This is a genomic window from Streptomyces sp. NPDC028419, assembly GCF_055565515.1.
Window position 1 is genome coordinate 1 of the sequence record NZ_JBVHUE010000002.1, and the last position, 23,311, is coordinate 23,311.

Below are 23,311 nucleotides of genomic sequence, written 5' to 3' on the forward strand. Positions count from 1 at the left end.
CCACCGGCAAACTCACCCGCGCCTACCGGCCCCAGACCAACGGCAAAGTCGAACGCTTCAACCGCACCCTCCTGGAGGAGTGGGCCTATCTGCGGACCTACACCTCAAACCAGGAGCGGACCGAAGCCCTGGCAGACTTCCTCCACACCTACAACCACCACCGCTGCCACACCGCACTCCACGGCAACCCACCCATCAGCCGTGTGAACAACCCTGCGGGTCAATACACCTAGGGCGTCTCTTTCGGGTCTTGTCGGGCGGCCATGCACGGCACCGGGCGTCGCGGGCCCGGCAAGATCCGAAAGAGACGGCCCAGGGCGCCGCCGCGCCCAGGACCGGTGGGAACGCGCCAGAACGACGTCGCGGCCCTGGCGCGGTCGCCCCGGCGCGCGTTTGACTGCGCGCCCATGAGACGACACAGGATCACGGGTGTGTTCGGCGCCCTCGTGCTCGCGGCGGCCACCCTGACCGGGGCCGGCGCGGCCGCGGCCGCGCCGACCGCCCCGACCCCGGCCACGCGGGCCCCGGCGACCCCGACCCCGCCCGCCGAGTTCGGCACCGACTGGCACGACCCGCTCACCGCCGCGCCGCCCGTCGCGAAACCCACCACCCGCTCCTGCGAAGTCACCCTCGCCGAAGCCCAGTTCCGCGACTTCACGCCGTACCGCGGGAGTTACGAGCCCCCCGCCGGATGCGGCACCACCTGGAGCAAGGTGGTGCTCCGCCTCGACGGCAAGGTCAAGGGGCGCCAGTACGACCGGCTCGGGCACCTCTCCGTCGGCGGGGTGGAGGTCCTGCGCACCTCCACCCCCGAGCCCTCGCCCGACGGCATCACCTGGTCCGTCGAGAAGGACGTCACCCGCTACACCCCCACCCTGCGCACCGCGCAGCCGGTCGAGATGCTCATCGGGAACGTCGTCGACGACACCTACACCGGGGTCATCGACGTCAAGGTGACCCTGACCTTCTACGCCGCCGAGCGCGGGCGCCCCCGCCCGGCCGCGGTCCCCGACCGGGTCCTGCCGCTCACCTCGCCCACCCTGACCACCCCGCGCAACACCGAGCGGATCCTCGCCGAGGTCTACGCGACCGGCTCCGGCGGCGGCTGCGAGGAGTTCTGGTACCTGAGCACCCCGGACGCCGCCCCTTACTCCTGCAAGGCGGCCGACGGCCCCTACCGCGAGGTGCGCATCGCGGTGGACGGTCAACTCGCGGGCATCGCGGCCCCGTTCCCCACCGTGTGGACCGGCGGCTGGTCGAACCCCTTCCTCTGGTACGTCACCCCGGCGCCGCGCGCCTTCGACGTGCAGCCGGTCGTCTACGACCTCACACCCTTCGCCGCGCTCCTCAACGACGGCGGCCCGCACCGCGTCGAGGTCTCCGTCGCGGGCGTCCCCGCCGGACAGAGCGGCTGGAGCACCCCGGCCAACGTGCTGCTGTGGCAGGACCCGGGCCGCGCCGTGGTGACCGGCGCACTGACCCGCGCCGAAGCGAGCGAACCGGCCAACTCCTCCGTCTACACACCCGGCGCGCAGCACCGGGTGGACACCAAGGGCGGCCACCGGCTGACCGTCGCCGGATACCTGGACACCTCCCACGGCCGCGTCACCACCACCGTCACCCGGACCCTGGCCAACAGCTCCGTCCACCGCTGGACCGACGGGGAGAACCAGGACGCCCTCGTCGCGGACTGGACCGACGACGAGAGCGTCACCAGCGGACGGACGACCACCAGCACCCGGCGCGCCTACAGCATGGACGGCGAGACCACCCTGGGCGCCGACAACCGGCTGCGCACGGTCATCTCCCTGGGGGACCGGGCCGACACCGCCTCCGTGCGCGACGACGGCGGACGCCCCACCTGGTCCCGGCTGGACGACCGCTACACCGGCGACGCCTCCTACGCGACGGGCGTCCCGCGCGAGCAGCGACACGCGGTCGGGACCAGCACCGAGCGCTACCGGCTCACCGGCTCCGACGGCTGCTACGACCGTACGGTGGCCAGCGCGCAAGGGACCCTCACCCAGGACCTGCGCCGCTGCTGACCGGCCACGGCGGGCCTCGACCGTGACATTCGTACGGGCCGGGTCCGTACGGGCGGCCCTGCCGCCGGGGCGGACCCGGTCCCTACCGTAGGGGCATGACGAAGACAGCCGCACCCGCCACCGACCGCCCGCGCGGTCCGCTGGGCGCCCCCAACGGCTTCACCCTGCTGCCCTGGCTGCTCATGGGCATGGGCGCGGTGTCCAACATCTTCCAGGGGCAGACGCCCCAGCCGTGGATCGGCGGCCTGGGACTGCTGGTGTTCAACTCGCTCTACATCAGCATCGTCTTCCGGGCCTTCGTCCCCGCCACCCGGGACGCCCCGAGCACCAGGATCAGCCTGGCCGCGCTGGCCGCCGTGACCCTCGCGCTGGCGCTCGCCTACGGCGACAGCTGGCTGCTCTTCTTCCCGCTGCTGGGCCTGGCCACCGGCGCGGTCGTCCGGGGGCGCCGCCTGGGACCCGTCATGTTGGGCCTCAGCCTGGTGGCCGGCGCGGTCGCCTGGCGGCACGAGGGCTGGGGCGGGGTCAGCGGCATCCTCTACGGCACCTTCCTCTCCGGCATGGTGACCGCGGCGATCCTCGCCCTGGCCGAGACCGTGGCCGAACTGCGCGAGACCCGGCAGGAGCTGGCCCGCGGCGCGGTGGAGCAGGAGCGGTTGCGCTTCTCCCGCGACCTGCACGACCTGCTCGGGCACACCCTGTCGGTGATCGTGGTCAAGTCGGAGGCGGCCCGCCGCATCGCCCCGCGCGACATGGACGCGGCCGTGGCCCAGATCGTGGACATCGAGTCCATCGGGCGCCAGGCGCTCGTCGAGATCCGCGAGGCCGTCACCGGCTACCGCGAGTCGAGCCTGGAGGACGAGCTGGACCGGGCCCGCGCCGCGCTCACCGCCGCCGGGATCGAGCCCTCGGTGAGCCGCTCGGGACCGCCACTGAGCCCGCGGACCGAGGCGCTGCTGGGCTGGGTGGTCCGGGAGTCGGTCACCAACGCCATCCGGCACAGCGGCGCCGCGCACTGCTCGATCCAGGTGTCCGCCGCCGACGAACGGATCCGCCTGGTCATCACGGACGACGGCGCCGGCGTAGGCTCGGCGGCGCCCGGCAGCGGCCTGACCGGACTCACCGAGCGGCTCGCCGCGGCGGGCGGGACCCTGCGGGGCGGGCCGGCCCCGCGCCGGGGCTTCCGGGTCGTCGCCGAACTCCCGGTCGACGAGAGCACGGGTTGAGGAGCAGGCGATGATCAAGGTCTTGCTGGCCGAGGACCAGCGGATGATGCGCGGCGCGCTGGCCCTGCTGCTCGACCTGGAGGCGGACATCGAGGTCGTCGCCCAGGTCGGCGCCGGGGACGAGATCCTGCCGGCCGCCCTCGCCGCACGACCCGACGTGGCCCTCCTCGACATCGAACTGCCCGGCCTCAGCGGCCTCGACGCCGCCGCCGAGCTGCGCGACCGCTGCCCCGGCACCCGGGTCCTGTTCCTCACCACCTTCGGCCGTCCCGGCTACCTGCGCCGGGCCATGGAGGCCGGGGCGGGCGGCTTCCTCGTCAAGGACGGTCCGGTGGAGGAGCTGGCGGCCGCGATCCGCCGGGTGCTGGCGGGGGAGACGGTCATCGACCCCGCGCTCGCCGCGGCCGCGCTCAGCGCGGGCCCGAACCCGCTGACCGCCCGTGAGCGGGACGTGCTGGGCGCCGCCGTCGACGGCGCGACCGTCCACGACATCGCGGCGAGGCTGCACCTGTCGGAATCGACCGTGCGCAACTACCTGTCCGCGGCCATCGGCAAGACCGGCACCCGCAACCGGATGGAGGCCGTGCGCGCCGCCCGCCGCCAGGGCTGGTTGTGACCGGTTCCCCGGGGTTCGGGTCGCGGGTTCAGGGGAGCAGCCGGGAGACCAGGTCGCGGACGGTCGCCATGTCGCTGAAGGGGAGCAGCTCCTCGCCCACGATCTGGTGCGGTTCGCTGCCCTTTCCGGCGATCAGGACGATGTCCTCGGGCCGGGCCGCGGACAGGGCGAGGGCGATGGCCCGGCGGCGGTCGGCGGAGCGCTCGTAGGGCGTGCCGGTGGCTTCGATGCCGGGGGCGATCTGGTCCAAGATCGCCTCGGCGTTCTCGGTGCGGGGGTTGTCCGAGGTCAGAACGCACAGGTCGGAGTGGGTGCCGGCGATGCGCCCCATATCGGCGCGCTTGGTGGTGTCGCGGTCCCCGCCACAGCCGAAGACGGTGATGACCCGGCCCCCGGCGAAGCCGCGGATGGCCGTGAGGACCTTGTCGAGGGAGTCGGGCGAGTGCGCGTAGTCCACGATCACCGACGTGCCGGCGGGGGTCACGAAGCGCTCGAACCGGCCCGGGACGGGCGGCATCTGGGCGAGTGCGGCGACCAGTCCGTCCAGGTCGTGCCCCAGGACGTGGCAGGCCGCGACGGCCGCCAGCGCGTTGGAAACGGAGAAGACGCCCGGGACCGGGATCGCCGCCGGGTACGACCGGCCGGCGTGGCGCAGGGTGAACCGGGTGCCCGAGGCGTCCGCGATCAGGTCGGTGGCCCGGAAGTCCGCCTCCCCGCCGAGGCCGTAGGTCGTCACCGCGTCCGGCATCATCGCGCGGATGCCCGCTCCCACGACGTCGTCCACGTTGACCACGGCGTGCCGGCACAGGCCCTGGAACAGCCGGAGTTTGGCGTCCGTGTAGTGGGCCATCGTGCCGTGGTCGTCCAGGTGGTCCTGCGTCAGGTTGGTGAAGACGCCGACGTCGACGAAGGTCCGGTCCATCCGGTAGGTCTGCAGGGCCATCGAGGTGGCCTCCAGCACCACGCTGCTGGTGCCCCGGTCCCGCATGCGGCCCAGGAGGTACTGCAGGTCCGGCGATTCCGGTGTGGTCAGCACCGTGGGCGGCATCGGGATCATCTCGTCGCCGATCCGGCTGCCCGCCGTACCGATCACGCCCACCGAGGCGCCCTCGGAGATCCGCAGCAGCGACTCGACCATGGCGGAGATGGAGGTCTTCCCGTTGGTCCCGGTGACGGCCACCACGTCCATGGACCGGCCCGGCTCGCCGAAGTAGCGGGAGGAGACGACCGCGGCCGCCTTGCGGGTGTCGCCGACGCGTACGACGCACACCGAGGGCAGCAGCTCCCGTCCGGGGGCGGCACCGGCTCCCGCCGCGTCGACGAGCACCGCCGCCGCACCGCGCGCGAGCGCGGCACCGATGGCGGCGGGGCCGCCGCCGTGGTGGCCGGGTACGGCGATGAAGAGCGAGCCCGGCACGACCCGGTCGACGTCGAAGGTGGTGCCCGCCGTGATCCCCGTCGCTTCGGTGTCGCCCTGGATGACGTGGTGCTCATGGCCGGTCAACAACCCGCTCAACTTCACGGTGGGTCCCTTCGGAGACGGCTACGGCCGGGTGTGCGGCCCTCGCCTGGTGGCGGCGCCGACGGAGCGTCGGGGCCGCGGTGGTGGTGGGGCGGGAAGGGCGGTGCGTCGCCCGCGAGGGGGTGGCGGCCGGTGGGGGGCGAGGTGATCGGGCCCGTCTGTCGGGGCGGATCCCGTCGCGGAAGGTGGTGCGGGCGCAGGTGGGCGGGCCCGGGCGCGGAGGGAAGGCGCTAGCCGTGGCCGTGCACGACGCCCCGGCCGACCGTGGGGGCCTGGGCATCGGCCGCGGTCCGGGGGCTGACGCCCGTCCGGCCCACGGAGACCGCACGCGCGGCAGGGGCGGCCTGTGGCAGGCCCTCTCCCGTGACGCGTCGTGTGCGGTTCATGGGCCGAGTGTACGTGCGCCCAGGTGACCGCCACGCCGCATGGCGTGTCGATCGCCCGGTCCGTCGCTGCGCGCGGCGCGCGGTCACAGCGCTTCCGGATCGGCCGGACCTGGCGTGCGGACACGCGACGGGGCCGGGACCACCACTGGTGGTCCCGGCCCCGTCGCGTGAGGTCAGTGCTTGAAGACGTCCTTGACCTTCTCCTTGGCCTGGCGGGCGTCGCCCTTGGCCTGCTCGGCCCGGCCTTCGGCGGTCAACCGCTCGTTGCCCGTGAGGTTGCCAGCGGTCTCCTTGAGCTTGCCCTTGGCCTGCTCGCCCTTCGCCTTGGTCTTCTGCTCACCAGACACAGCTGATCACTCCCTGTTCGTCGAAAAGCCTTACGAGACTGCGTATGACCGGCGAACGATCGCCCAAACAGGTCTGCCGCGATTTCCTTCGGTCAGTCGGCGAAGGAACCGTGGCGGCCCGCGCCCGAGGCGAAGCGGGCCGCTCCGGAAACCGTCTCCCCGGCCGACAGCGGGACCAGCCCGTGCCGGAACTCGCCGGCGAGGGCCTCCTGCTCGCCCGAGCCGTGCTGTTCCAGGACCGACAGCCGGTCGTGGCGCAGGCACAGCTGCGGGAACCCCGCGATCTCGCGCGCGAGCTCCTGGGCCGCCTCGCGCGAACGCCCCGTTGGGACCAGGCGGTTGACGAGGCCGATGGCGTGCGCCTCGGCCGCCGGGACCGCGCGCCCCGTGAGGATCAGGTCCATGGCGCGGCTCTCGCCGATCAGCCGGGGGAGCCGCACCGTACCGCCGTCGATCAGCGGTACCCCCCAACGTCGGCAGAACACCCCGAGGACGGCGTCCTCCTCGGCGACCCGGAGGTCGGCCCAGAGGGCCAGCTCCAGTCCGCCCGCGACCGCGTGCCCGGCGATCGCCGCGATCACCGGTTTGCTCAGCCGCATCCGGGTGGGCCCCATCGGCCCGTCGCCCCCGGCCTCGACGCGGTTGCCGCGCCCGGTGCCGATGGCCTTGAGGTCGGCGCCCGCGCAGAAGGTGCCGCCCTCGCCCCACAGCACCGCGACCGAGGCGTCCGGGTCCGCCTCGAAGGCGCGGAAGGCGGCGGCCAGCCGGTCGGCGGTGGGCCCGTCCACGGCGTTGCGGGACGCGGGGCGGGCGAGGATCACCGTGAAGACGGGCCCGTCGCGCTCGACGCGCACCTCGGCGCCGCGGTCCACCACGTCGCCGTCGTCCACCGCGTCGTCCACCGCGTCGTCCACCGTGCCGCCCTTCGCCGTGCGGGCGTTCACCGTGCACCCGGATGGGTCAGCCGCCCGATCCGGCCCATTGTGCCGACTCCGGGGCGGATCGCGGAGCGTTCTTCCGTACGGTGTCGGGAGCGGTGGTGTCCGGTGCGGGCGTGCGGCGCGGGCGCAGGCCCAGGACCAGCCCGCCGACCACGACGGCCAGCCCCGCCCACACGGCCGCTCCCGGGACGCCGCCACCCGTGAACGCACCGCCCGCCGCGGCCGAGAGCGGGGCCACGCCGGTCAGCAGGCCGGCCCGCCCGGCCCCGACGGCGGCGACCGTCGAGTACCAGAGCACGAAGGCCGCGGCGGTGACCAGGACGGCCAGGTACCCGACGGCCAGCCACTGCCGGGATCCCAGGGCCGCCAGGGAGGACGACGGCTCGGCGAACGCCGCGAGCACGGCGAACATGAGCGAGCCCAGCCACACGCAGTGGACGGAGACCCCCCAGGCCCCGTGCCGCCGCAGCACCGGCACGGCCAGCAGCGTGAACCCCGCCTCGCAGGCCAGCGCCAGCGTCGCCCAGGCCACCCCGGTCGCATCGGTGCGCCCGGTCCCCTCCACCAGGACGGCGCCCGCCACGACGACCGGCGCGGCCAGCATGACCTGACGGCTCGGCCGCTGCCGCTCCAGCAACGGACCGATCACCCCGAGCAGCACGGGCACGCAGGCCACCGCGACGGCGATGACGGCGGGCTCCGCGTGCGCGACCCCGCGGACGACCGCGATGTTGAACAGGACCAGCCCGCTGGCCGCGAGCCCGGCCAGCCACAGCCACTCCCGCCCGCGCGGCCACACCAGCCGCGCCCCGGCGGCCCGGGCCAGCGCCAGCAGGAGGAGCGAGGCCGCGGCGTACCGGACGGCCTGGGCGGTGAAGAGGGGCGCGTCCGTGAGCGTGTGGGAGACGCTGACGCTGGTGCCGACCAGCGCCATGCCGAGTGCGCCGGGGCCGAGGGATCGCATGGTGTCCATGCCTCCACTGTGTGCGCAGAATGGACCCATGAGCAGGTCCAAAGATGCCGTGACCCAGAGGTCCAAAGAAGCGGTCCCCGCCCCGGCGCCCCGCGGCTCCGACTTCCTCCAGCTCGACATCGGCCAGGCGCCGCCGGGCTGCCGCACCGAATGGCTCGCCGACCGCCTCCGCGAAGCGATCGCGGACGGTCGGCTGCCGGTGGGCAGTCGACTCCCGGCGAGCCGGGTGCTGGCGGAGGAGCTGCGCGTCGCGCGCGGGGTGGTCACCGAGGCCTACCAACGGCTCGCCGAAGCCGGTCAGGTGGCGGGCCGGGGCCGCCTCGGCACCACGGTGGTCGCGGCCCCGCCGCCGCCCGGTGCCGCCGCGGTGACGGCTGTGGGGGAGAGTGCGGGGGAGGGCGCGGGTCCGACGGCCGGCGCGCTGTTCGGCGCCGGGGCGCGGGACGGGGCGATCGACGCGCTGCGGGCCGCCGCCTGCCGGATCGACCTCTCGCCCGGGGTCCCCGACCTCGCGGCGTTCCCGCGGACCGCCTGGCTGCGGGCCGAGCGCGCCGTCCTGGGCGGCCTGGCGCCGTCCGGCTTCGGTTACGGGGACGCGCAGGGCGCACCGGCCCTGCGGACGGAGGTCGCGCGGTGGCTGGCCCGGAGCCGGGGGATCAGGGCCGACCCGGCCGAGGTGATCGTCGTGGCGGGCGTGGCCCAGGCGTTGGGCCTGCTCGGGGCCGTGCTGCGGGCACGGGGGCTGGACCGGATCGCGGTGGAGGACCCGGGCTCGCTCGGAGCCCGCCAACAGCTGGAGTACGGGGGGATCACGACCGTCCCGGTGCCGGTGGACGAGGGCGGCCTGCGCGTGGACGCGCTCCGGACCTGCGGTGCGAAGGCGGTCCTGCTCACGCCGGCGCACCAGTTCCCGACCGGCGTGGTGCTCGACGGAGAGCGCCGTCGCGCCCTGCTGCGCTGGGCGGCCGAGGAGGACGGGGTGGTCATCGAGGACGACTACGACGCCGAACACCGCTACGACCGCACCCCGGTCCCGGCGCTCCGCTCGCTGCTGGCCGAGCGGGTCTGTTACGCCGGCAGCGTCTCCAAGCTCCTCGCGCCGGCGCTCCGGGTGGGCTGGCTCCTCGTCCCGCCACGCCTCCACGAGGCCGTGGTCGCGGCCAAGCGCAACGCCGACCTGGGGAACGCGGTCCTGCCGCAACTCGTGCTGGCCCACCTCATGGCGTCGGGGGAACTGGAACGCCACCTGCGCTTCGTGCGCCGGCGCCACCGTGCGCGCCGGGACGCGATGTTGCGGGCCATCGGGGTGCACCTGCCCGGGGCGCGGGTGCACGGGGCGGCCGCCGGACTGCACCTGACGGTCACCTTCGACGGACTCGGGCTGCGGGACACCGAACTCGCCGGCGCGGCGCTGGACATGGGGGTCAAGGCGCATCCGCTGTCCTGGCACCGGGTGCGCCCGGGGCCGCCGGGTCTGGTCCTGGGCTACGCCGCCGGCCCCGCGAGCGAGATCGAGGAGGGCATCGCGGTCCTGGGCGCCGCCCTGCGCCGCAGGACGCCCTAGAGGCGGCAGCTGATCTCCATGCCGTCCTCGACCGGGAAGGTGACGCTCTGGTACCCGTTCCGCGGGTCGCGCAGGTAGGCGAGACACGGGGCCAGGGACGGCAGGTCCACATCGTCGGTCACGACGAGGGTGCCCGGCGCGAGGCGCGGTTCGAGCAGGCGCAGCACGGGCAGGCACAGGTCCTTCCAGCCGTCGAGCAGCAGGAAGTCCACCGCGGCGTCCACTCCGGCGAGGGTGTCGCGGGCGTCCCCTTCGAGGACCGTGATCAGGTCGTCCAGACCGGTCTCGGTGAAGGTGCGGCGCGCGGCGGCGACCTTGTCCGCGCTCAGCTCCGAACTGATCACCCGGCCCGTGCCGTTGTCGCGCACCGCTGCGGCCAGGTGGAGCGTGGAGATCCCGAAGGACGTGCCGAACTCGACGACGGTTGCCGGGCGGGCGGCCCGCACCAGGTTGTAGAGGAGCTTCCCGCCCTCGGCCGAGATCGGCATGTACACCTGCGCGTTGGCGTCCGCCATTTCCTGCGGGGTCGCCCAGGTGGAACCGTCGGGCCGCGCGGCCCTGATCCGTTCGCTGGTGGCTTCGTCCTGCGCCGCCCGTAAGAACATCGCGTCGAGAGCGGACGCCACGCGGGGGTCGTGGAGCGTGCTGGTCTGTGTCATGAAACCTAGAGTAGACGCACCGTAGCGTATGGTCTAGATGGTGGTGACTTACCCTGGGCCCGTGAAGGCAGAAACGGATCGAGGGAACACGGTTGCCGCTGGCGCGGGCCGGTCGCCCCGGCAGCACCACGGCAACCGGCACGGGCGGAGCGAGCAGGCGCGGCAGGCCGTACTGGAGGCGGCTGACGGCCTCTTGGTGGAGAAGGGCTTCTCCGGCGTCACCATCGAGGGCATCGCCGCCAGCGCCGGGGTCGCCAAGCAGACCATCTACCGCTGGTGGAAGACCAAGACGGACATCCTCCTGGACGCCTTCCTCCTGGACGCGGCGGAGGCCCTCACCCCGCCCGATCGCGGGGACCTGGCCGCGGATCTGGGCGCCCACCTGCACCAGCTGGCCCAGTTCCTCACGCGGTCCGACGCGGGCGCCGTCTTCACCGCGCTGCTCGGTCACGCGCAGCACGACCCCGCCTTCGCCGCCGTCCTGCGCGCCCGGTATCTCGACGAGCAGCGCCGCCGTGACCGGCTCCCCCTGGAGGAGGCGGTGCGGCGCGGCGAACTCCCCGCGGACATCGACGCGGTGGCCGAGGTCGACCAGCTCGTGGGGCCGATCTACCACCGCGTCCTGGTCACCGGGGACCCCGTCGACCGCGCCTTCACCGACCTGCTCGTCGACAACTTCCTACGACGACACCTCATCCGCTGAGCCCACGGCAACCCCCACCCTCCGGAGCCCCGCCGTGCCGTGCCCTCAATCGCCGGGCGGGCCGACCCCTTGAGCCTCGCCGGCGTTTGAGGTGCCGCCGGAGGTGTGGTGGGCTGCGCCGGTGCGCGCGGCGTCTGGGTGTCGTGGGGTCGGGTGTTGCCTCCGGCGGGCCCTCAAACGCCGGGCGGGCTGGAATGGGCGCCGGTCTCTTGCGCCGGGCTGGGCGGTGGCCCCTTGAGCCCCGTCGGGGATTGAGGCGCTGCCGGGCGGGCCGACCCCTTGAGCCTCGCCGGCGTTTGAGGTGCCGTCGGAGGCGTGGTGGGCTGCGCCGGTGCGCGCGGCGTCCGGGCGTCGTGGGGTCGGGTGTTGCCTCCGGCGGGCCCTCAATCGCCGGGCGGGCTGGAATGGGCGCCGGTCTCTTGAGTCGGGCTGGGCGGTGGCCCCTTGAGCCTCGCCGGCGTTTGAGGCGCCGCCGGGCGGTGGCCCCCTGAGCCCCGTCGGGGATTGAGGCGCCGCTGGGCGGTGGCCCCCTGAGCCCCGTCGGGGATTGAGGCGAAAGTTTTTGGGGAACCGCGGCAACCTCCGGCGGGGTCGCGCGTCGTGCGGGGGTGAAGGGCGCAGTCCGGCGTCCCTCACCCGACCGTGGAGAACCACCTTGAAGATCGTCAAGCGCTCCGCCGCCCGCCCCCTCGCCCCGGCCGCCCGCCGCGCGGCCCTCGCCGTCGCCGCCGCGGGGGCGCTCGCCGCCCTGGCCGCCCCCGCCCACGCCGCCGGTGCGGCCGCGCCGGCCCCCTCGGCCAGCGCCGTGCCCAGCTCCTCGCCCAGCGCGGTCCCGAGTTCCCCGAGCTCCCCGAGCGCGTCCCCCCGGCCCAGCAGCTCGACCTCGACCTCGCCGCGCCCGACCGCCGTGCCCAGCACCGCCCCCTCGGTGGAGGCCCCCGGTTCCAGCCCCTCGGCCTCGGCCCCCGCCTCCGGCGTGAAGCCGTCCGCCGAACCCTCTTCGCCCGCGGGTCCGGAGCTCGCGCATACTGGCGGAAACCCCGCCACCGTGGCGATCGGTGCGGGCGCGGCGGTGCTCGTCGTCGCAGGTGCCGGCACCCTGTACGCCGTACGCCGCCGCGCGAACGGCTGACGTGCTCCACCCGAGGGACACCCTGCTCATGTCGTACCCCGCCGCGCTGCGGCCCGCACCACACGTACGCCTCGTCCTGCCCGGCTCCGGCCGGGCGGGGCGGGGCGCCCGCGTTCTGCACACCCTGCGCACCCTGCGCGTGTGGCGCGGGCCGCTGGCGCGCGAACGGATCCTGTTGCGCGACGGGCCGGGCGCCCGGGTCACCGCCGCCTCCCCGGGGGCGTACACGGGGGCGCACGCCGGCGCGGACGGCGACGCCTTCGAGCGCCCGCCCACGGTCACGGAGCTCTACCACGCGCACCGACTGCGGATGGTGCGCCTGGCGGTGCTCCTCGTCGACGACCCGGCCACCGCCGAGGACGTGGTCCAGGACGCCTTCACGGCCCTGTACCGGCGCCACGGCGAGCACATCACCGAGATCGACAACGCGCTCGGCTACCTCCGGACGGCGGTGGTCAACACCGCGCGCTCCGTGCTGCGCCGCCGGCGCACGGTCCGTTCCTGGACCCCGCCCGCCGAAGCCGACGTACCCTCCGCGGAGGAGTACGTCGTCCTCGACGAGGAACACCGCGAAGTACTGGCCGCCCTCGGCCGCCTGACCCCGCGCCGCCGCGAGGTGCTCGTCCTGCGCTACTGGGCCGACCTGAGCGAGGCGGAGATAGCCGCCACCCTCGGGATCAGCCGTGGCGCGGTGAAGTCGAACGCGAGCCGCGCCCTGGACGCGCTGGAGCGCATCCTGGAAGGCCGGATATGACCACGCCCACCCCGCCCCCCGCCGCGCGCTTCCCGGCCTCCCGCACCCCGCGCGGCGGCGGCGCGCACGTCGGCCGGGCCTTCGACCGGGGAGCCGGCGGCGCCGACCGGCCGGGTCACGCCCCCGGCGGGCACGGCCCGCACGCCACCGGCCCCGACGGCCGGCCGGCCGGGCCCTTCACCGTCCTGCCCGGCTTCGGCGGGGACGGCGGATCCGGCAGCGGCGCCGGCAGTGGTGACGGCGGAGGTGACGGTGGCGGCGGTGACGCGGAGCGGCCCGTCGAGCGACGGCTGCGCGCGGCGCTCGCCGCGCGGGCCGAGCAGGTCACCGTGCGCGAGCTACGGCCCGCGGATCCCCCCGGCCGGCACGTGCGACGGCTGTCGGTGCTCCCGCCGCGCCGGTTCGCCCTGCCCTTGGCCGGGCTGGCCGCGGCCGCCGCGATCGCGGTCGGATACGTCGCCCTCGCGCCCGATCAGACCCCGCGTCCGGCGCCGCCCGCCTCCCCGCCCTCGCTGCCCGCGCCGTCACCGACCCCCTCGCCCGGGGGCTCGCAATCGCCCCCGCAACCCTCGGTCTCTCCCTCGGCGGTCCCGTCCACGGCTCCGTCCTCGCCGCGGCCCCCGAGTCCCACGCCCTCGCGCAGCACGCCGGGCGTCCAGTCGCCGCGGCCGCCGGCCACGGGCGGTGTGCCGAGCTCCGGGGCCTCCGCCAGCGGCTCGCCGTCGGCGCAGCGCTCCCCGTCGATGAGCTCCCAGGTCAGCGCGCCGCCGGGCCGGTGACGGCCGCGACCAGCGGCGCGAGGTCCGGGTTCGCGGCAGCCGCGTCCAGGGCCTCGCGCAGCGCGCGGTCGTTCGTGGGCCGGGCGGCCTCCAACAGTGCCAGCCCGGCCCCGCTGACGTCGGTGTAGATGCCCCGGCGGTCGGTGTCGCAGAGGTAGCGGCTGAGCAGCCCGCGGTCTTCGAGGCGGGTGACCAGGCGCGTCGTCGCGCTCTGGCTGAGCACCACCGATTCGGCGACCTGGTGCATGCGCAGGTGCCCGCCGGGCCCGTCGTGCTGCCGGCTGAGGACGTCGAGGAGCGAGTACTCCCGGACGCTGAGCCCGTGGCCCGCCTGGAGCGCCCTTTCGATGTGGGTCTCGATCCTGCCGTGCAGCAGGGAGAGGGCGCACCAGCCCTGGGAGAGGGCGGTCAGCGCGCCGTCCGTGGCGGTCATGGGGTCCTCCTCGCGGGACGCGCGGGGCACGCGTACCCCCTCAGGATAGGACACGTCCGCAATAGCCCGCGCTTGCAAATAGCCCGCGTCTGCAATTAATGTGGACGCTCGTAAGGCGTTGGCGCAATCATCGGCGGCGAGTCCGGATCCCTCTCGGCAGCCGCCGCCGCGCCCCCACACACGCACGGACAGCGCACCCCCTGAAGGGCCTCCCCCCATGCCACTCGCACTGCTCGCCCTCGCCATCGGGGCCTTCGGGATCGGAACCACCGAGTTCGTGATCATGGGCCTGCTGCCCGAGGTCGCCGCCGGCTACGGCGTCACGATCCCCACCGCCGGTTTCCTGGTCACCGGCTACGCCCTCGGCGTCGTACTCGGCGCGCCGCTGATGACCGTCCTGGGCACCCGGATCCCCCGCAAGCGCATGCTCATGCTGCTCATGGGCCTGTTCATCGCGGGCAACCTGCTCTCCGCGCTGGCCCCCGCCTTCGGTGTGATGCTCGCCGGCCGGGTCCTCGCCTCCCTCGCCCACGGCGCGTTCTTCGGCATCGGCGCCGTCGTCGCCGCCGAGCTCGTCGCCCCCGAGAAGAAGGCGGGCGCGATCGCCATGATGTTCACCGGCCTCACCGTCGCCAACGTCGTCGGCGTCCCGCTCGGCACCCTCGTCGGCCAGCACCTCGGCTGGCGCGTCACCTTCGTCATCGTCGCCGGGCTCGGCGTCCTCGGCCTGCTCGGCATCGCCCGGCTCGTCCCCGACCTGCCGCGTCCCGAAGGCGTACGGATCCGCCACGAACTGGCCGCCTTCCGCAACGTCCAGGTCCTGCTCGCCATGGCGATGACCGTGCTCGGCTTCGGCGGGGTCTTCGCCGCGATCACCTACATCACGCCGATGATGACCAACGTCGCGGGCTTCGCCGACACCTCCGTCACCTGGCTGCTCGTCCTCTTCGGCCTCGGCATGGTCGGCGGCAACCTGCTCGGCGGCCGCTTCGCCGACCGCCACCTGATGCCGATGCTGTACGTGACCCTGGGCGCGCTGGCGCTCGTACTGGCCCTGTTCACCGTGACCGCGCACCACAAGGCCGCCGCCGCGGTCACCGTCACCCTGATCGGCGCCCTCGGCTTCGCCACCGTGCCCCCGCTCCAGAAGCGCGTCCTCGACCAGGCCGCCGGCGCCCCCACGCTGGCCTCCGCCGTGAACATCGGCGCCTTCAACCTCGGCAACGCCCTCGCCGCCTGGCTCGGCGGACTGGTCATCGCGGGCGGCCTGGGCTGGACCGCACCCAACTGGGTCGGCGCCGCCCTCGCCGCCTCCGCGCTGGTCCTCGCCCTGGTCTCCGGAGCGCTGGAGCGGCGCACCGCACGCACCGGACGCGTGGTCGCGTCGGGCGCGGGGGTCCCCGAAGGGGAGCGGGCGCCGGTTCGGGTCGCGTAGCGCGCCGCCCGGTGGGAGGTTGGTGACCATGGGGCGAACCGGGAACATACGCACCACCGCGACGGCCGTGGCCGTCGCGGTGGCCGCGCTCGCGCTGCAGGGCTGTACGTCGGCCCCCGCGAGCGGCCGCACGGACACCGGCGCCGCCAGCTCGCCGGCGGCCCCGGGCAGCCCGGATCCGGCGCCCCCCAGCACCAGCGCTCCTTCGCCGAGCCGGAGCTTCCCGCTCTCCACCGCGCCCCGGACCATCCCGGCCGTCCGCACCTTCGAAGCCGCCCGCGGCCCCGGCTGGAAACCCGCCCCGCAGGCCCGGGTCGTCGTCGCCCCCGCCCACACGGCCGCCCTCGCCGACGAGGGCAGGGCACTCGCCCGCGACCTGAAGCTCGGCTACGCCGAGGACGGCGGAGCGGTCCGGCCCGGCGACGTGGAACTCGCCCTCGACGACGCCCCCGGCGGCGCGGCCAAGGCCGCCCCCGAGTCGTACACCCTCACCGTCCGCGGCGGCGGCGTCCGCATCACGGGCCCCGACGACGCCGGGGTCTTCTACGGCACCCGCACCCTCGAACAGGCCGTCCGCACCGCCGGATCCATCGGCGAGGGCACGGTCAAGGACGCCCCGGACCGCCCCCAGCGCGGGCTGAACCTCGACATCGCCCGCAAGAACTTCACCGCGCCCTGGATCGAGGACCGGCTGCGCGAGATGGCCGACCTCAAACTCAACCAGCTGGGCCTGCACTTCTCGGACGACCAGGCCTTCCGCATCGCCTCCGTCAGCCATCCCGAGATCGTCTCCGACCCGCACCTCACCCAGGCCGAGGTGCGCCGGATCGTGGCCCTCGCCCGCAGCCTGCACATCGAAGTGGTCCCCGAGATCGACTCGCCCGGACACCTCGGCGCCGTCCTGCGCGCCCACCCCGCCCTCCAACTGCGCGACGCGGCCGGCCGGGCCGTCAAGGGCGCCGTGGACATATCCAACCCGGCGGCCGCCCGGCTCGTCGACGAGCTGCTGCGCGAGTACCTGCCGCTCTTCCCCGGCGCGCACTGGCACGTCGGCGCCGACGAGTACCAGGCCCTCGTGGTCAAGGACCCGCAGGCCTCCTTCCCGCAGCTCGCCGCCGCCGCCCGACAGCGCTACGGCGCCGGGGCGCGCGTGTCGGACCTGGCCACCGGCTGGCTGGACGACCGGGCCGCGGTCGTCCGCGGCGCCGGACGGACGCCCAAGGCGTGGAACGACGGATTCTTCACCGGGGGCGCCGCCACCGCCGCGCGGGACATCGAGGTCGAGTACTGGACCGGCAAGGAGATCGGGGCCCGCCCGCCCCTGGAATACCTGCGCGAGGGCCGCCCCGTGGTCAACCTCAACGACGAGTACCTGTACTACGTCCTCGGCGAGCCCAACGACTTCACCTACCCGACCGGGCGGCGCATCTACGAACAGTGGACCCCGCTCGTCCTGCGCGGAACCGAAGCCGTGCCGGCCCGCTACGCCGGGCAGGTTCTGGGCGCCCGCCTCGCCGTCTGGTGCGACCTGGCCGCCTCGCAGACCCAGGACCAGGTCGCCGCCGGGATCCGGCTGCCGCTGGCCGCCCTCGCCCAGAAGGTCTGGGACCCGCGCCCGCCGCAGCCGACGTGGAGTCAGTTCACCGACCTGGCCGACCGACTGCGCTGACCGCCCGTACCCGGGGCCGCCGGGCGCGTTGTCAGTGGCCACCCCTACTGTTCCCGACATGCCGCAGCTCAGGGGGGCTCCAACCCCTCCTGTCCAGGCTGCGCGCATCCTGATCGGACAGGCGGAGGGGTACGGGCTGATGGCATGGCTGGCAGCGGGCGAAGGGTATGAAATCGCCCTGGTGGAGGGGCGGGTGGCGGCGCGGCCGACGGCCGGCCGCTCGGCGGGACGGCAGTTGAAGACCCTGCCCAAGGCGCTGCGCGACCACCCCGAGGTGGAGCGGCTGCGGCAGTTCTCCGAATGGCTCGACCGGCACGCGGCCGCGTGCCTGGCGCAGGTGGACACCTGGATGGTGTCCTCACTGCCCGTGCCGACCGCGCTGATCGCCCGGGTCTGGCCGGACGAGGCCTGGCGCAGCGCCCTGCGCGACCTCGTGGTGATCGGCGAGGACCCGGACGAGCCGGGCTTCCTGCGCGACGTCACCGACTCCGGCGCCCTGCGCGTGGTCAACCTCGACGGCGAGACCGTACGGTTGGCCCCGCGCACGGTGACCCTGCCGCACCCGGTGCTGCTGCCGGACCTGGACGACGTACGGGACTTCGCGGCCGAACTCGGCATCGAGCAGCGGATCGAGCAGATCCACCGCGCCACCTGGCAGCGCACCGGTGACCCCGCGGCGGGCGCCCCCGGCACGACCGACTCCGGCGCCCAGCGGGGCGACGGCTTCGAGGTCCGGGACTTCGCGGGCGGGGTGTTCCCGAGCCGCTTCAGCCTCACCGCCCGGGCGACCGCCCTCGGCTACCGGGTCTCCGGGGGCTACGCGACCTGCGCCGTCCGCGACGCGGGCCGCGCCACCTCCGCCGCCGTGTGGGTCGGCGAACCGTACTGGGAGTCCGAGCAAAGCACCGGCGCGCTGACCTGGAGCGACGCGGACGGCCGGGGCGTGCGCCTGGCGCAGGTCGGGCCGGTGGCCTGGTCCGAGGGCATGCGGATGGCCGCCGCGCTGTACGCGGGGCGCAGGATCGACGAGGGCGGGAACGCGTGAACACCACGGCCGGGACGACGAGCGGGCGGGAACACCAGGACATGAGCGGGGGCGACGTGCGGGACATCGACACGGACATCGAAGGCGCGGGTACGGGTACGGGCGGTGACCCGGGCGCCGAGGGGGCAGGGGCCGTCGGGGAGGCCGACACGCTGCTGAGAGCGGGCGCGGTGCTGCCCTGCGGCACCCCCGGCGCCGGGCCCGGCGCGGTCGACCTGACCGCCCGCACCTACCGCCACCCCGCCCTGGCGGACGACCGCGTCGTGGTCCGGCTCGCCGCCGCCGAACTCGGCGCGGCCGAGGACCTCGCCGCCGGATTCCTCGGGCTCGTCCCCGACGGCGAACCGGCCGTGGTCGGCATCGGCCGCCGCCAGGCCCTCGGCTTCCCCGCCTGGGTGCTCGTCCACCACCCCGAGGACGGACACCACGCCCTCGCCGTCGTCCCCGAACTGGACCGGCTGGCCCGCCAGGCGACGAACCGGCCCAAGGCGACCCTCGACGGGTGCCTCGCCCTGGCCGGCCGACTGGCCGCGTCCGTCCCGCACTTCCTGCCCGTCTTCTACGAACAGGCCGCCCGGGTCTTCCTCGCGGTCGACAACACCACCTACGCCTCCCAGCTGTTCGCCCGGGCCCGCACCAGCGAGGCCCAGCACGGCCTCACCGTCGACGAGGACCGCCTCGACGCCGTCTTCCTCGAATTCGCCCTGGCCGGCGCCCTCCCCGTGAAGGTCCTCACCGGCTACGGCCGTGAACTGGCCGCTCGGGTGAGCCCCGCCGAGGCCTACGCGCGCTTCCGCCGCCTGTGCCTGCGGCGCACCGCCGGCGGACTGGCCCCCTCCGCCCAGGCCGCCGCCGAACTGCGCCGCCTCGCCAAGGCCGCCGGACACACCGGGACCGAAGCCGAACAGGACCACCTCGCCGAACTCCTGCCCCTGCCCGCCACCCTGCGCGCCGCCCACGGCTGGTGGAAGGCGCACCGCGGCGCGCTCGTCGCGCTCGCCCGCCGGGTCCCGGCCGTGCGCGGAGCGCTGCTCGGCCTGACCCCGCCGGCCACCTCCGACCAGAGCGCCGCCTTCACCACGCTGTGGCTGGAGATCCTGGAGGAATCCGGCGCCACCGCCGGCCTGTGCTCCGCGGACCTGCCCGCCGAGGAGCGCGCCCCCGACGGCGCCGCGGGCTGGCTGGAGCGCTTCCACGCCGCCCGGCACGACGGCTGGGGATCGCGCCCCACCCCCGCGCTGCTGCTCGACCTCGTCACCCGCGCCGCCGAACAACTGCGCGCCGAACTCGCCCACCCGGACCGCTCCGGCGGCCTCGCCATCGGCGTGCAGGACGCGGACCTGCTCGACCTGCTGCTCTCGCTCGACCTCCCGGTCGCCGACCCGGACCCGCGCCGCGACGCGAACGCGCAGCTGGGCCTGCGCGACTGGGCCCAGTCCGAGCGGCGGCGCGACCTGCTGGCCCTCGCCGCCGACCAGCGGTTCCGGCCCGCCTTCGAGCGCGCCGCCGACGCCCTCGGCGAGGGTGCCCCCGGTCCGCAGGTCATCCGCAGCCTTGCCGCGGCCCCCGGCGGCCGGACCATGCTGGCCGCGTGGATGCGCGGCGTCGCCGGACAGTCCTCCTCCGCCGGCCTGCCCGGTCTGCCCGCGGCCACCGCACGGCTGGGCTGGCTGCCCACCGAGGCGCTGGAGCTGGCTCCGGCCGAGGTCGCCGCCGCCGTGGCCGCCGACCTCGGCGAGACCCTCGCCCGTACCCTGCGCGGCGGACTCTTCGAGGAACTGCACTGGCCCGCTTGGGAGGAGGCCCTCGCCGCGCTGGCCACCGGACGGGGCCAGGACGGCCTGACCGTCGTCGACGCCTGGCCCCACCTGATCGTCGCGAGCACCTCCCAGGTCCGGGTCATCGACGCCGACTCCACCGTCCTCGTCCACGACCTGCGCGCACCGAAGGGCGGCCACCGCCGGTACGGCTTCCACTACGTCGACGGCGAACTCCTGGTGCTCTGGGGCACGTACGGCGGCGCCACCGAGGGCTACTGGCACCGCACCCCCGACCGGGTCTTCACCGTCGCCTTCGACAAGGACGGCAACGACCGCGGCTACTGGAACATGCGCTCCGAACACGTCTCGCTGCCCCTGCCCGGCGGCGGCCGCGCCCTCGGCGGCGGAGTCCTGCACCGGGGCGACACCCGGCTGCCCACCGAACGCCCGGTCCTGCACGACGGCTCCTCCTACTGGGTGTGGCAGCACACCGAAGGCGCCCAGGGCGAGGACCACGGCGGCTGGTGCGCGTACGACCCCGCGAGCGGCGCCCACGGACGGCGCTCCCTGCCCGCGTTCTTCACCGACGCCCTGCGCCAGCAGAGCGCCGACGGCGCCCCCGCGGGCCCCTGCAGCGGGAACTGCTCCTGCCAGGGCAACTGGCTGCGCCCCGCGCCCACCGTCGCGGGCTCCGTCCTCGGCGCCCCCGCGGACGGGCTGCTCGGCTGGTGCGCCGTCCGGATCCCCGGCCAGGGCTGGAGCGCGCGCGACACCGCCGGCCGCCACGTCACGGCCCCCGAAGGCCGGGAAATGCCGGTCGCCGCCCTCGTCTTCCCCGGCGACGACCGCCCCCGCGTCCTCACCCACCACTGGCGCCAGCTCAGCCTCACCGACCCCGACGGCGTCGTCACCGTCGAATCCCGCGGCGGATACAGCACCTCCCTGTCCACCGACAGCGTCGAACTGCCGCCCCTCGCCCACTGGTACGCCCTGCGCCCGCGCGACCCCGAGTCCTCGGCCGCGCTGCGCACCGCCGACCGCGAAACCATCGGAGCGCTCCTGAAGGCGGCCACCGCGGCCGGCCGCAACGCCGACCTGCCCGCCCTGGTCACGGCGGCCCTGCCCACCGTCACCGAGCCGAAGATGATCGGCGGCGTCGTCGAGGCCCTCACCCTCACCCTCGCCCAGCAGGACGTCCTGGACCGCGCCGCCGCCCGGCTGGCACCCGGCGCCACCGACCGCACCCGCGCCCCCGGCCCCACCGACGAGCTGTTCCACCAGGCGCTCGGCGGGCTCCTGGGATCCGGTTACCACCGCTGGAACGGCGAACAGGACCTGCTCCACCAGTACCTGCACGCCCTCGCGGCGGCCCGCGCCGACATCACCGCCCCGCCCGTACCCGACCGGGTCCACCTCGACCTGCCCGCGCCGGCCCACTCCGGCCTGCCCTGGAGCGGACTCCTCGACCAGAGCGCCGCCCTCGCCCTGCGCGCGGTCGCACCGGGCACCACCGCGCCCCAACGCGAGGCGCTGCTCGCCCTGCTCGCCGCGATCGACGGCCTGGGCCTCGCCACGACCGACGGATCCGCGGGCACCTGGCGCCGGGTCGTGGTCCACCTCGCGGCGGACCGGATCCGCGGCGCCGGCGCCGGCCCGCGACGCCACTTCCAGGACCGCACCGTCCTGCCGCTGGGCGGCGGAGCCGTCCTGGCCCTCACCGGCGCCGACCGCGCCGTCCCCGACGGCCACGAGTTCGACGCCCTCCTGCACGACCCCACCGGCCGCTTCGCCGTGCCCGCGCCCTACACGCTGCGCAGCGCGGCCCCCCTCGCCGGACGCGACCCGGACCGGGACCGCGACGCCGACTGGGCCGCCCGGCTGCGCACCGAAGCCGAAGCCCGCGGCGCGGCGCCCTGGTTCCCCGAGGCCGCCGACGCGTTCGCCCGGCTCACCGGCGTCCCGGCCGCCCTCGCCAAGCTGGTCGTCGCCGGACTGCCCCACATCGACGCCTACGAGAACAACTTCCTGCCCACCGCACTGCGCACCCTGCTCGACGTCAAGGTCGCCGAAGCCGCCGTCGCCCGCACCGAACTGCGCGGCCTCGCCCCGGAGCTGCGCCGCGCCCTGACCGGTGCGCTGCTGCCCCGCGACCCCGCCGCGCTGTGGACCACCGGCCCGGACGCGGCCGCGGCCGCCGAGGTGTGGAACCGGCGCGTGGGCCGTCGTACCCCCGTCCCCGAGCAACTCCTCGCCGACGCGGTCCGGGAGGTGCGCGCCGGATGGGCGGTGCACCACGCCCTGCCCGCGCTCCTCGACCCCGCGAGCGCGCCGGAACTCTCCACCGACGTGCCCTGGACCATCAAGGGGAACCAGCCCGAGCCCCGCGAGCCGGCCGCCCGCCCCTTCACCACGGCCGTCCTGACCGGATCCCTGGCCCTCGCCGCGTGGCTGGCCCACCGGCTCCCGGCGGGCGACCCCGTCCGGGCCGCGCTGCCGCCCGCGCTCACCGCCCTGCGCCAGCGGCTCGCCGCCCCCGAACTGCTGCTGTCCGTCGGGTACTGCGGGCGCGAGGAGTTCCGCGCCGCGGCCGGCACGCCGACCGAGACCGCCGAGGACCACGAACGCTACGGCGCGGTCCTGCTGCCCACCGTCCACACCCAGGCCGCGGCCGCGCTGCGCCCCGCCCTCCTCGACTCGGCCGGCACCGACCCCTACCTGCCGCTGCTGCGCGGCGTCCAGCAGCGGCCCACCCGGGTGGAGACCGCCCTGCGGGTGGTGCAGGGCCCGCACTTCGCCGCGCTGCTCGCCGACCCGGGCGCCCCGGCGGCGGGCTCCGTCGCGGCGGACGGCACCTGGTGGCCGCAGGACCCGAGCCGCTCGGTGCCGGACCTGGTCGCCGAGGCGGCCACCGCCCTCGGGCTGGGCGCCGACGCGAGCGCCCTCTACCTCGCACTGCTCGCCATGCCCGACCCCACCGACCGCAACACCGCCCGCTGGACCGGATGGAAGCCCGCCCGACTGAAGGCCGCCCGGGCCGAACTGGCCGCGACCGACCTCGTGGTGAGCGCCACCCGGGCCCGCGCCGGGCGCACCCTCTTCCTCCCCGGCGGCTGGACCGAGCCCGCCGCCCCGGCCCTGCCGCTGGAGGAGTGGAAGCTCCCGCTGTACGAGCCGCTCGTCGACGGGAACCCGGGCCTGGGCGCCCTGGTCCCCTCCGAACCGGCCGCCGACCTCTACCGGCGCGCCTGGCAGCGGGTGCGCGCGGGCGACGCGCCGCGCTTCGACACCCTCAAGGTCAAGCGCACCCGCCGCCGTTGACCAC

20 protein-coding genes are annotated in these 23,311 nt (G+C 75.4%); 13 read left to right on the forward strand and 7 right to left on the reverse strand.

The genetic code is table 11. The features are described 5' to 3' along the window. The 4 genes from ACZ4UB_RS02400 to ACZ4UB_RS02415 all read left to right on the forward strand — a co-directional run. Positions 1-233: integrase core domain-containing protein (locus ACZ4UB_RS02400; RefSeq protein WP_468067742.1), on the forward strand; the 233-nt coding region annotated here is incomplete at its 5' end. Between the two features lie 174 nt (positions 234-407). Continuing rightward, positions 408-2,045 carry a peptide-N4-asparagine amidase gene (locus tag ACZ4UB_RS02405; protein ID WP_468067743.1) on the forward strand — a complete coding sequence of 546 codons (1,638 nt, stop codon included), beginning with the start codon at positions 408-410 and terminating at the stop codon, positions 2,043-2,045. Positions 2,046-2,140: 95 nt separating this feature from the next. Continuing rightward, on the forward strand, positions 2,141-3,271 hold the full coding sequence (locus tag ACZ4UB_RS02410) for a sensor histidine kinase (RefSeq protein ID WP_468067744.1): 1,131 nt from the start codon (positions 2,141-2,143) through the stop codon (positions 3,269-3,271). Between the two features lie 10 nt (positions 3,272-3,281). Further along, positions 3,282-3,887: a response regulator gene (locus tag ACZ4UB_RS02415; protein ID WP_468067745.1), complete on the forward strand. Its 606-nt coding sequence runs from the start codon at positions 3,282-3,284 to the stop codon at positions 3,885-3,887. A gap of 28 nt (positions 3,888-3,915) precedes the next feature. Here ACZ4UB_RS02415 and ACZ4UB_RS02420 read toward each other — a convergent pair whose 3' ends face one another. The 5 genes from ACZ4UB_RS02420 to ACZ4UB_RS02440 form a co-directional block, all read right to left on the reverse strand. Further along, on the reverse strand, positions 3,916-5,409 hold the full coding sequence (locus tag ACZ4UB_RS02420; RefSeq protein WP_468067747.1) for a UDP-N-acetylmuramoyl-L-alanyl-D-glutamate--2,6-diaminopimelate ligase: 1,494 nt from the start codon (positions 5,407-5,409) through the stop codon (positions 3,916-3,918). 230 nt (positions 5,410-5,639) lie between these two features. After that, positions 5,640-5,795 carry a hypothetical protein gene (locus ACZ4UB_RS02425; protein WP_468067748.1) on the reverse strand — a complete coding sequence of 52 codons (156 nt, stop codon included), beginning with the start codon at positions 5,793-5,795 and terminating at the stop codon, positions 5,640-5,642. A gap of 173 nt (positions 5,796-5,968) precedes the next feature. Continuing rightward, on the reverse strand, positions 5,969-6,142 hold the full coding sequence (locus tag ACZ4UB_RS02430) for a CsbD family protein (protein WP_467964614.1): 174 nt from the start codon (positions 6,140-6,142) through the stop codon (positions 5,969-5,971). 92 nt (positions 6,143-6,234) lie between these two features. Then, positions 6,235-7,014: a crotonase/enoyl-CoA hydratase family protein gene (locus tag ACZ4UB_RS02435; protein ID WP_468068171.1), complete on the reverse strand. Its 780-nt coding sequence runs from the start codon at positions 7,012-7,014 to the stop codon at positions 6,235-6,237. A gap of 88 nt (positions 7,015-7,102) precedes the next feature. Continuing rightward, complete coding sequence (locus ACZ4UB_RS02440; RefSeq protein ID WP_468067749.1) at positions 7,103-8,056, reverse strand: EamA family transporter; 954 nt, start codon at positions 8,054-8,056, stop codon at positions 7,103-7,105. 28 nt (positions 8,057-8,084) lie between these two features. On the opposite strand from ACZ4UB_RS02440, the gene pdxR reads away from it, so the two are divergent. Further along, positions 8,085-9,620 carry a MocR-like pyridoxine biosynthesis transcription factor PdxR gene (gene pdxR, locus ACZ4UB_RS02445; protein ID WP_468067750.1) on the forward strand — a complete coding sequence of 512 codons (1,536 nt, stop codon included), beginning with the start codon at positions 8,085-8,087 and terminating at the stop codon, positions 9,618-9,620. Here pdxR and ACZ4UB_RS02450 read toward each other — a convergent pair. Next, positions 9,617-10,279 (reverse strand): O-methyltransferase, encoded by a 663-nt coding sequence (locus ACZ4UB_RS02450; protein ID WP_468067752.1) that lies wholly within the window; start codon positions 10,277-10,279, stop codon positions 9,617-9,619. The two genes, pdxR and ACZ4UB_RS02450, sit on opposite strands and share 4 nt — an antisense overlap. Before the next feature lie 61 nt (positions 10,280-10,340). Here ACZ4UB_RS02450 and ACZ4UB_RS02455 point away from each other — a divergent pair, with 61 nt between their 5' ends. The 4 genes from ACZ4UB_RS02455 (at position 10,341) to ACZ4UB_RS02470 (ending at position 13,647) form a co-directional block, all read left to right on the forward strand. Continuing rightward, entirely contained in the window at positions 10,341-10,982 is a 642-nt protein-coding gene (locus tag ACZ4UB_RS02455) for a TetR/AcrR family transcriptional regulator (protein ID WP_468067753.1), read from the forward strand. Positions 10,983-11,637: 655 nt separating this feature from the next. Further along, entirely contained in the window at positions 11,638-12,114 is a 477-nt protein-coding gene (locus tag ACZ4UB_RS02460) for an LAETG motif-containing sortase-dependent surface protein (RefSeq protein ID WP_468067754.1), read from the forward strand. Between the two features lie 28 nt (positions 12,115-12,142). Next, on the forward strand, positions 12,143-12,868 hold the full coding sequence (locus ACZ4UB_RS02465; protein WP_468067755.1) for an RNA polymerase sigma factor: 726 nt from the start codon (positions 12,143-12,145) through the stop codon (positions 12,866-12,868). Further along, positions 12,865-13,647: a hypothetical protein gene (locus ACZ4UB_RS02470; RefSeq protein WP_468067756.1), complete on the forward strand. Its 783-nt coding sequence runs from the start codon at positions 12,865-12,867 to the stop codon at positions 13,645-13,647. Before ACZ4UB_RS02465 ends, ACZ4UB_RS02470 begins: the two co-directional genes overlap by 4 nt. Here the strand turns inward: ACZ4UB_RS02470 and ACZ4UB_RS02475 are convergent. Beyond that, positions 13,625-14,080 carry a MarR family winged helix-turn-helix transcriptional regulator gene (locus tag ACZ4UB_RS02475; protein ID WP_468067757.1) on the reverse strand — a complete coding sequence of 152 codons (456 nt, stop codon included), beginning with the start codon at positions 14,078-14,080 and terminating at the stop codon, positions 13,625-13,627. The two genes, ACZ4UB_RS02470 and ACZ4UB_RS02475, sit on opposite strands and share 23 nt — an antisense overlap. A gap of 217 nt (positions 14,081-14,297) precedes the next feature. Here ACZ4UB_RS02475 and ACZ4UB_RS02480 point away from each other — a divergent pair, with 217 nt between their 5' ends. The 4 genes from ACZ4UB_RS02480 to ACZ4UB_RS02495 all read left to right on the forward strand — a co-directional run bounded on the left by ACZ4UB_RS02480 (position 14,298) and on the right by ACZ4UB_RS02495 (position 23,307). Then, entirely contained in the window at positions 14,298-15,515 is a 1,218-nt protein-coding gene (locus ACZ4UB_RS02480; RefSeq protein WP_468067758.1) for an MFS transporter, read from the forward strand. A gap of 28 nt (positions 15,516-15,543) precedes the next feature. Further along, positions 15,544-17,184, forward strand: a complete 1,641-nt coding sequence (locus tag ACZ4UB_RS02485) for a beta-N-acetylhexosaminidase (protein ID WP_468067759.1) — start codon at positions 15,544-15,546, stop codon at positions 17,182-17,184. A 139-nt stretch (positions 17,185-17,323) separates the two neighbouring features. Further along, positions 17,324-18,229, forward strand: a complete 906-nt coding sequence (locus ACZ4UB_RS02490) for a DUF4132 domain-containing protein (protein WP_468067760.1) — start codon at positions 17,324-17,326, stop codon at positions 18,227-18,229. After that, a complete protein-coding gene (locus ACZ4UB_RS02495; RefSeq protein ID WP_468067761.1) occupies positions 18,226-23,307 on the forward strand; it encodes a thioesterase domain-containing protein in 5,082 nt (1,693 codons plus the stop codon). Before ACZ4UB_RS02490 ends, ACZ4UB_RS02495 begins: the two co-directional genes overlap by 4 nt. Positions 23,308-23,311 lie beyond the last annotated feature (4 nt).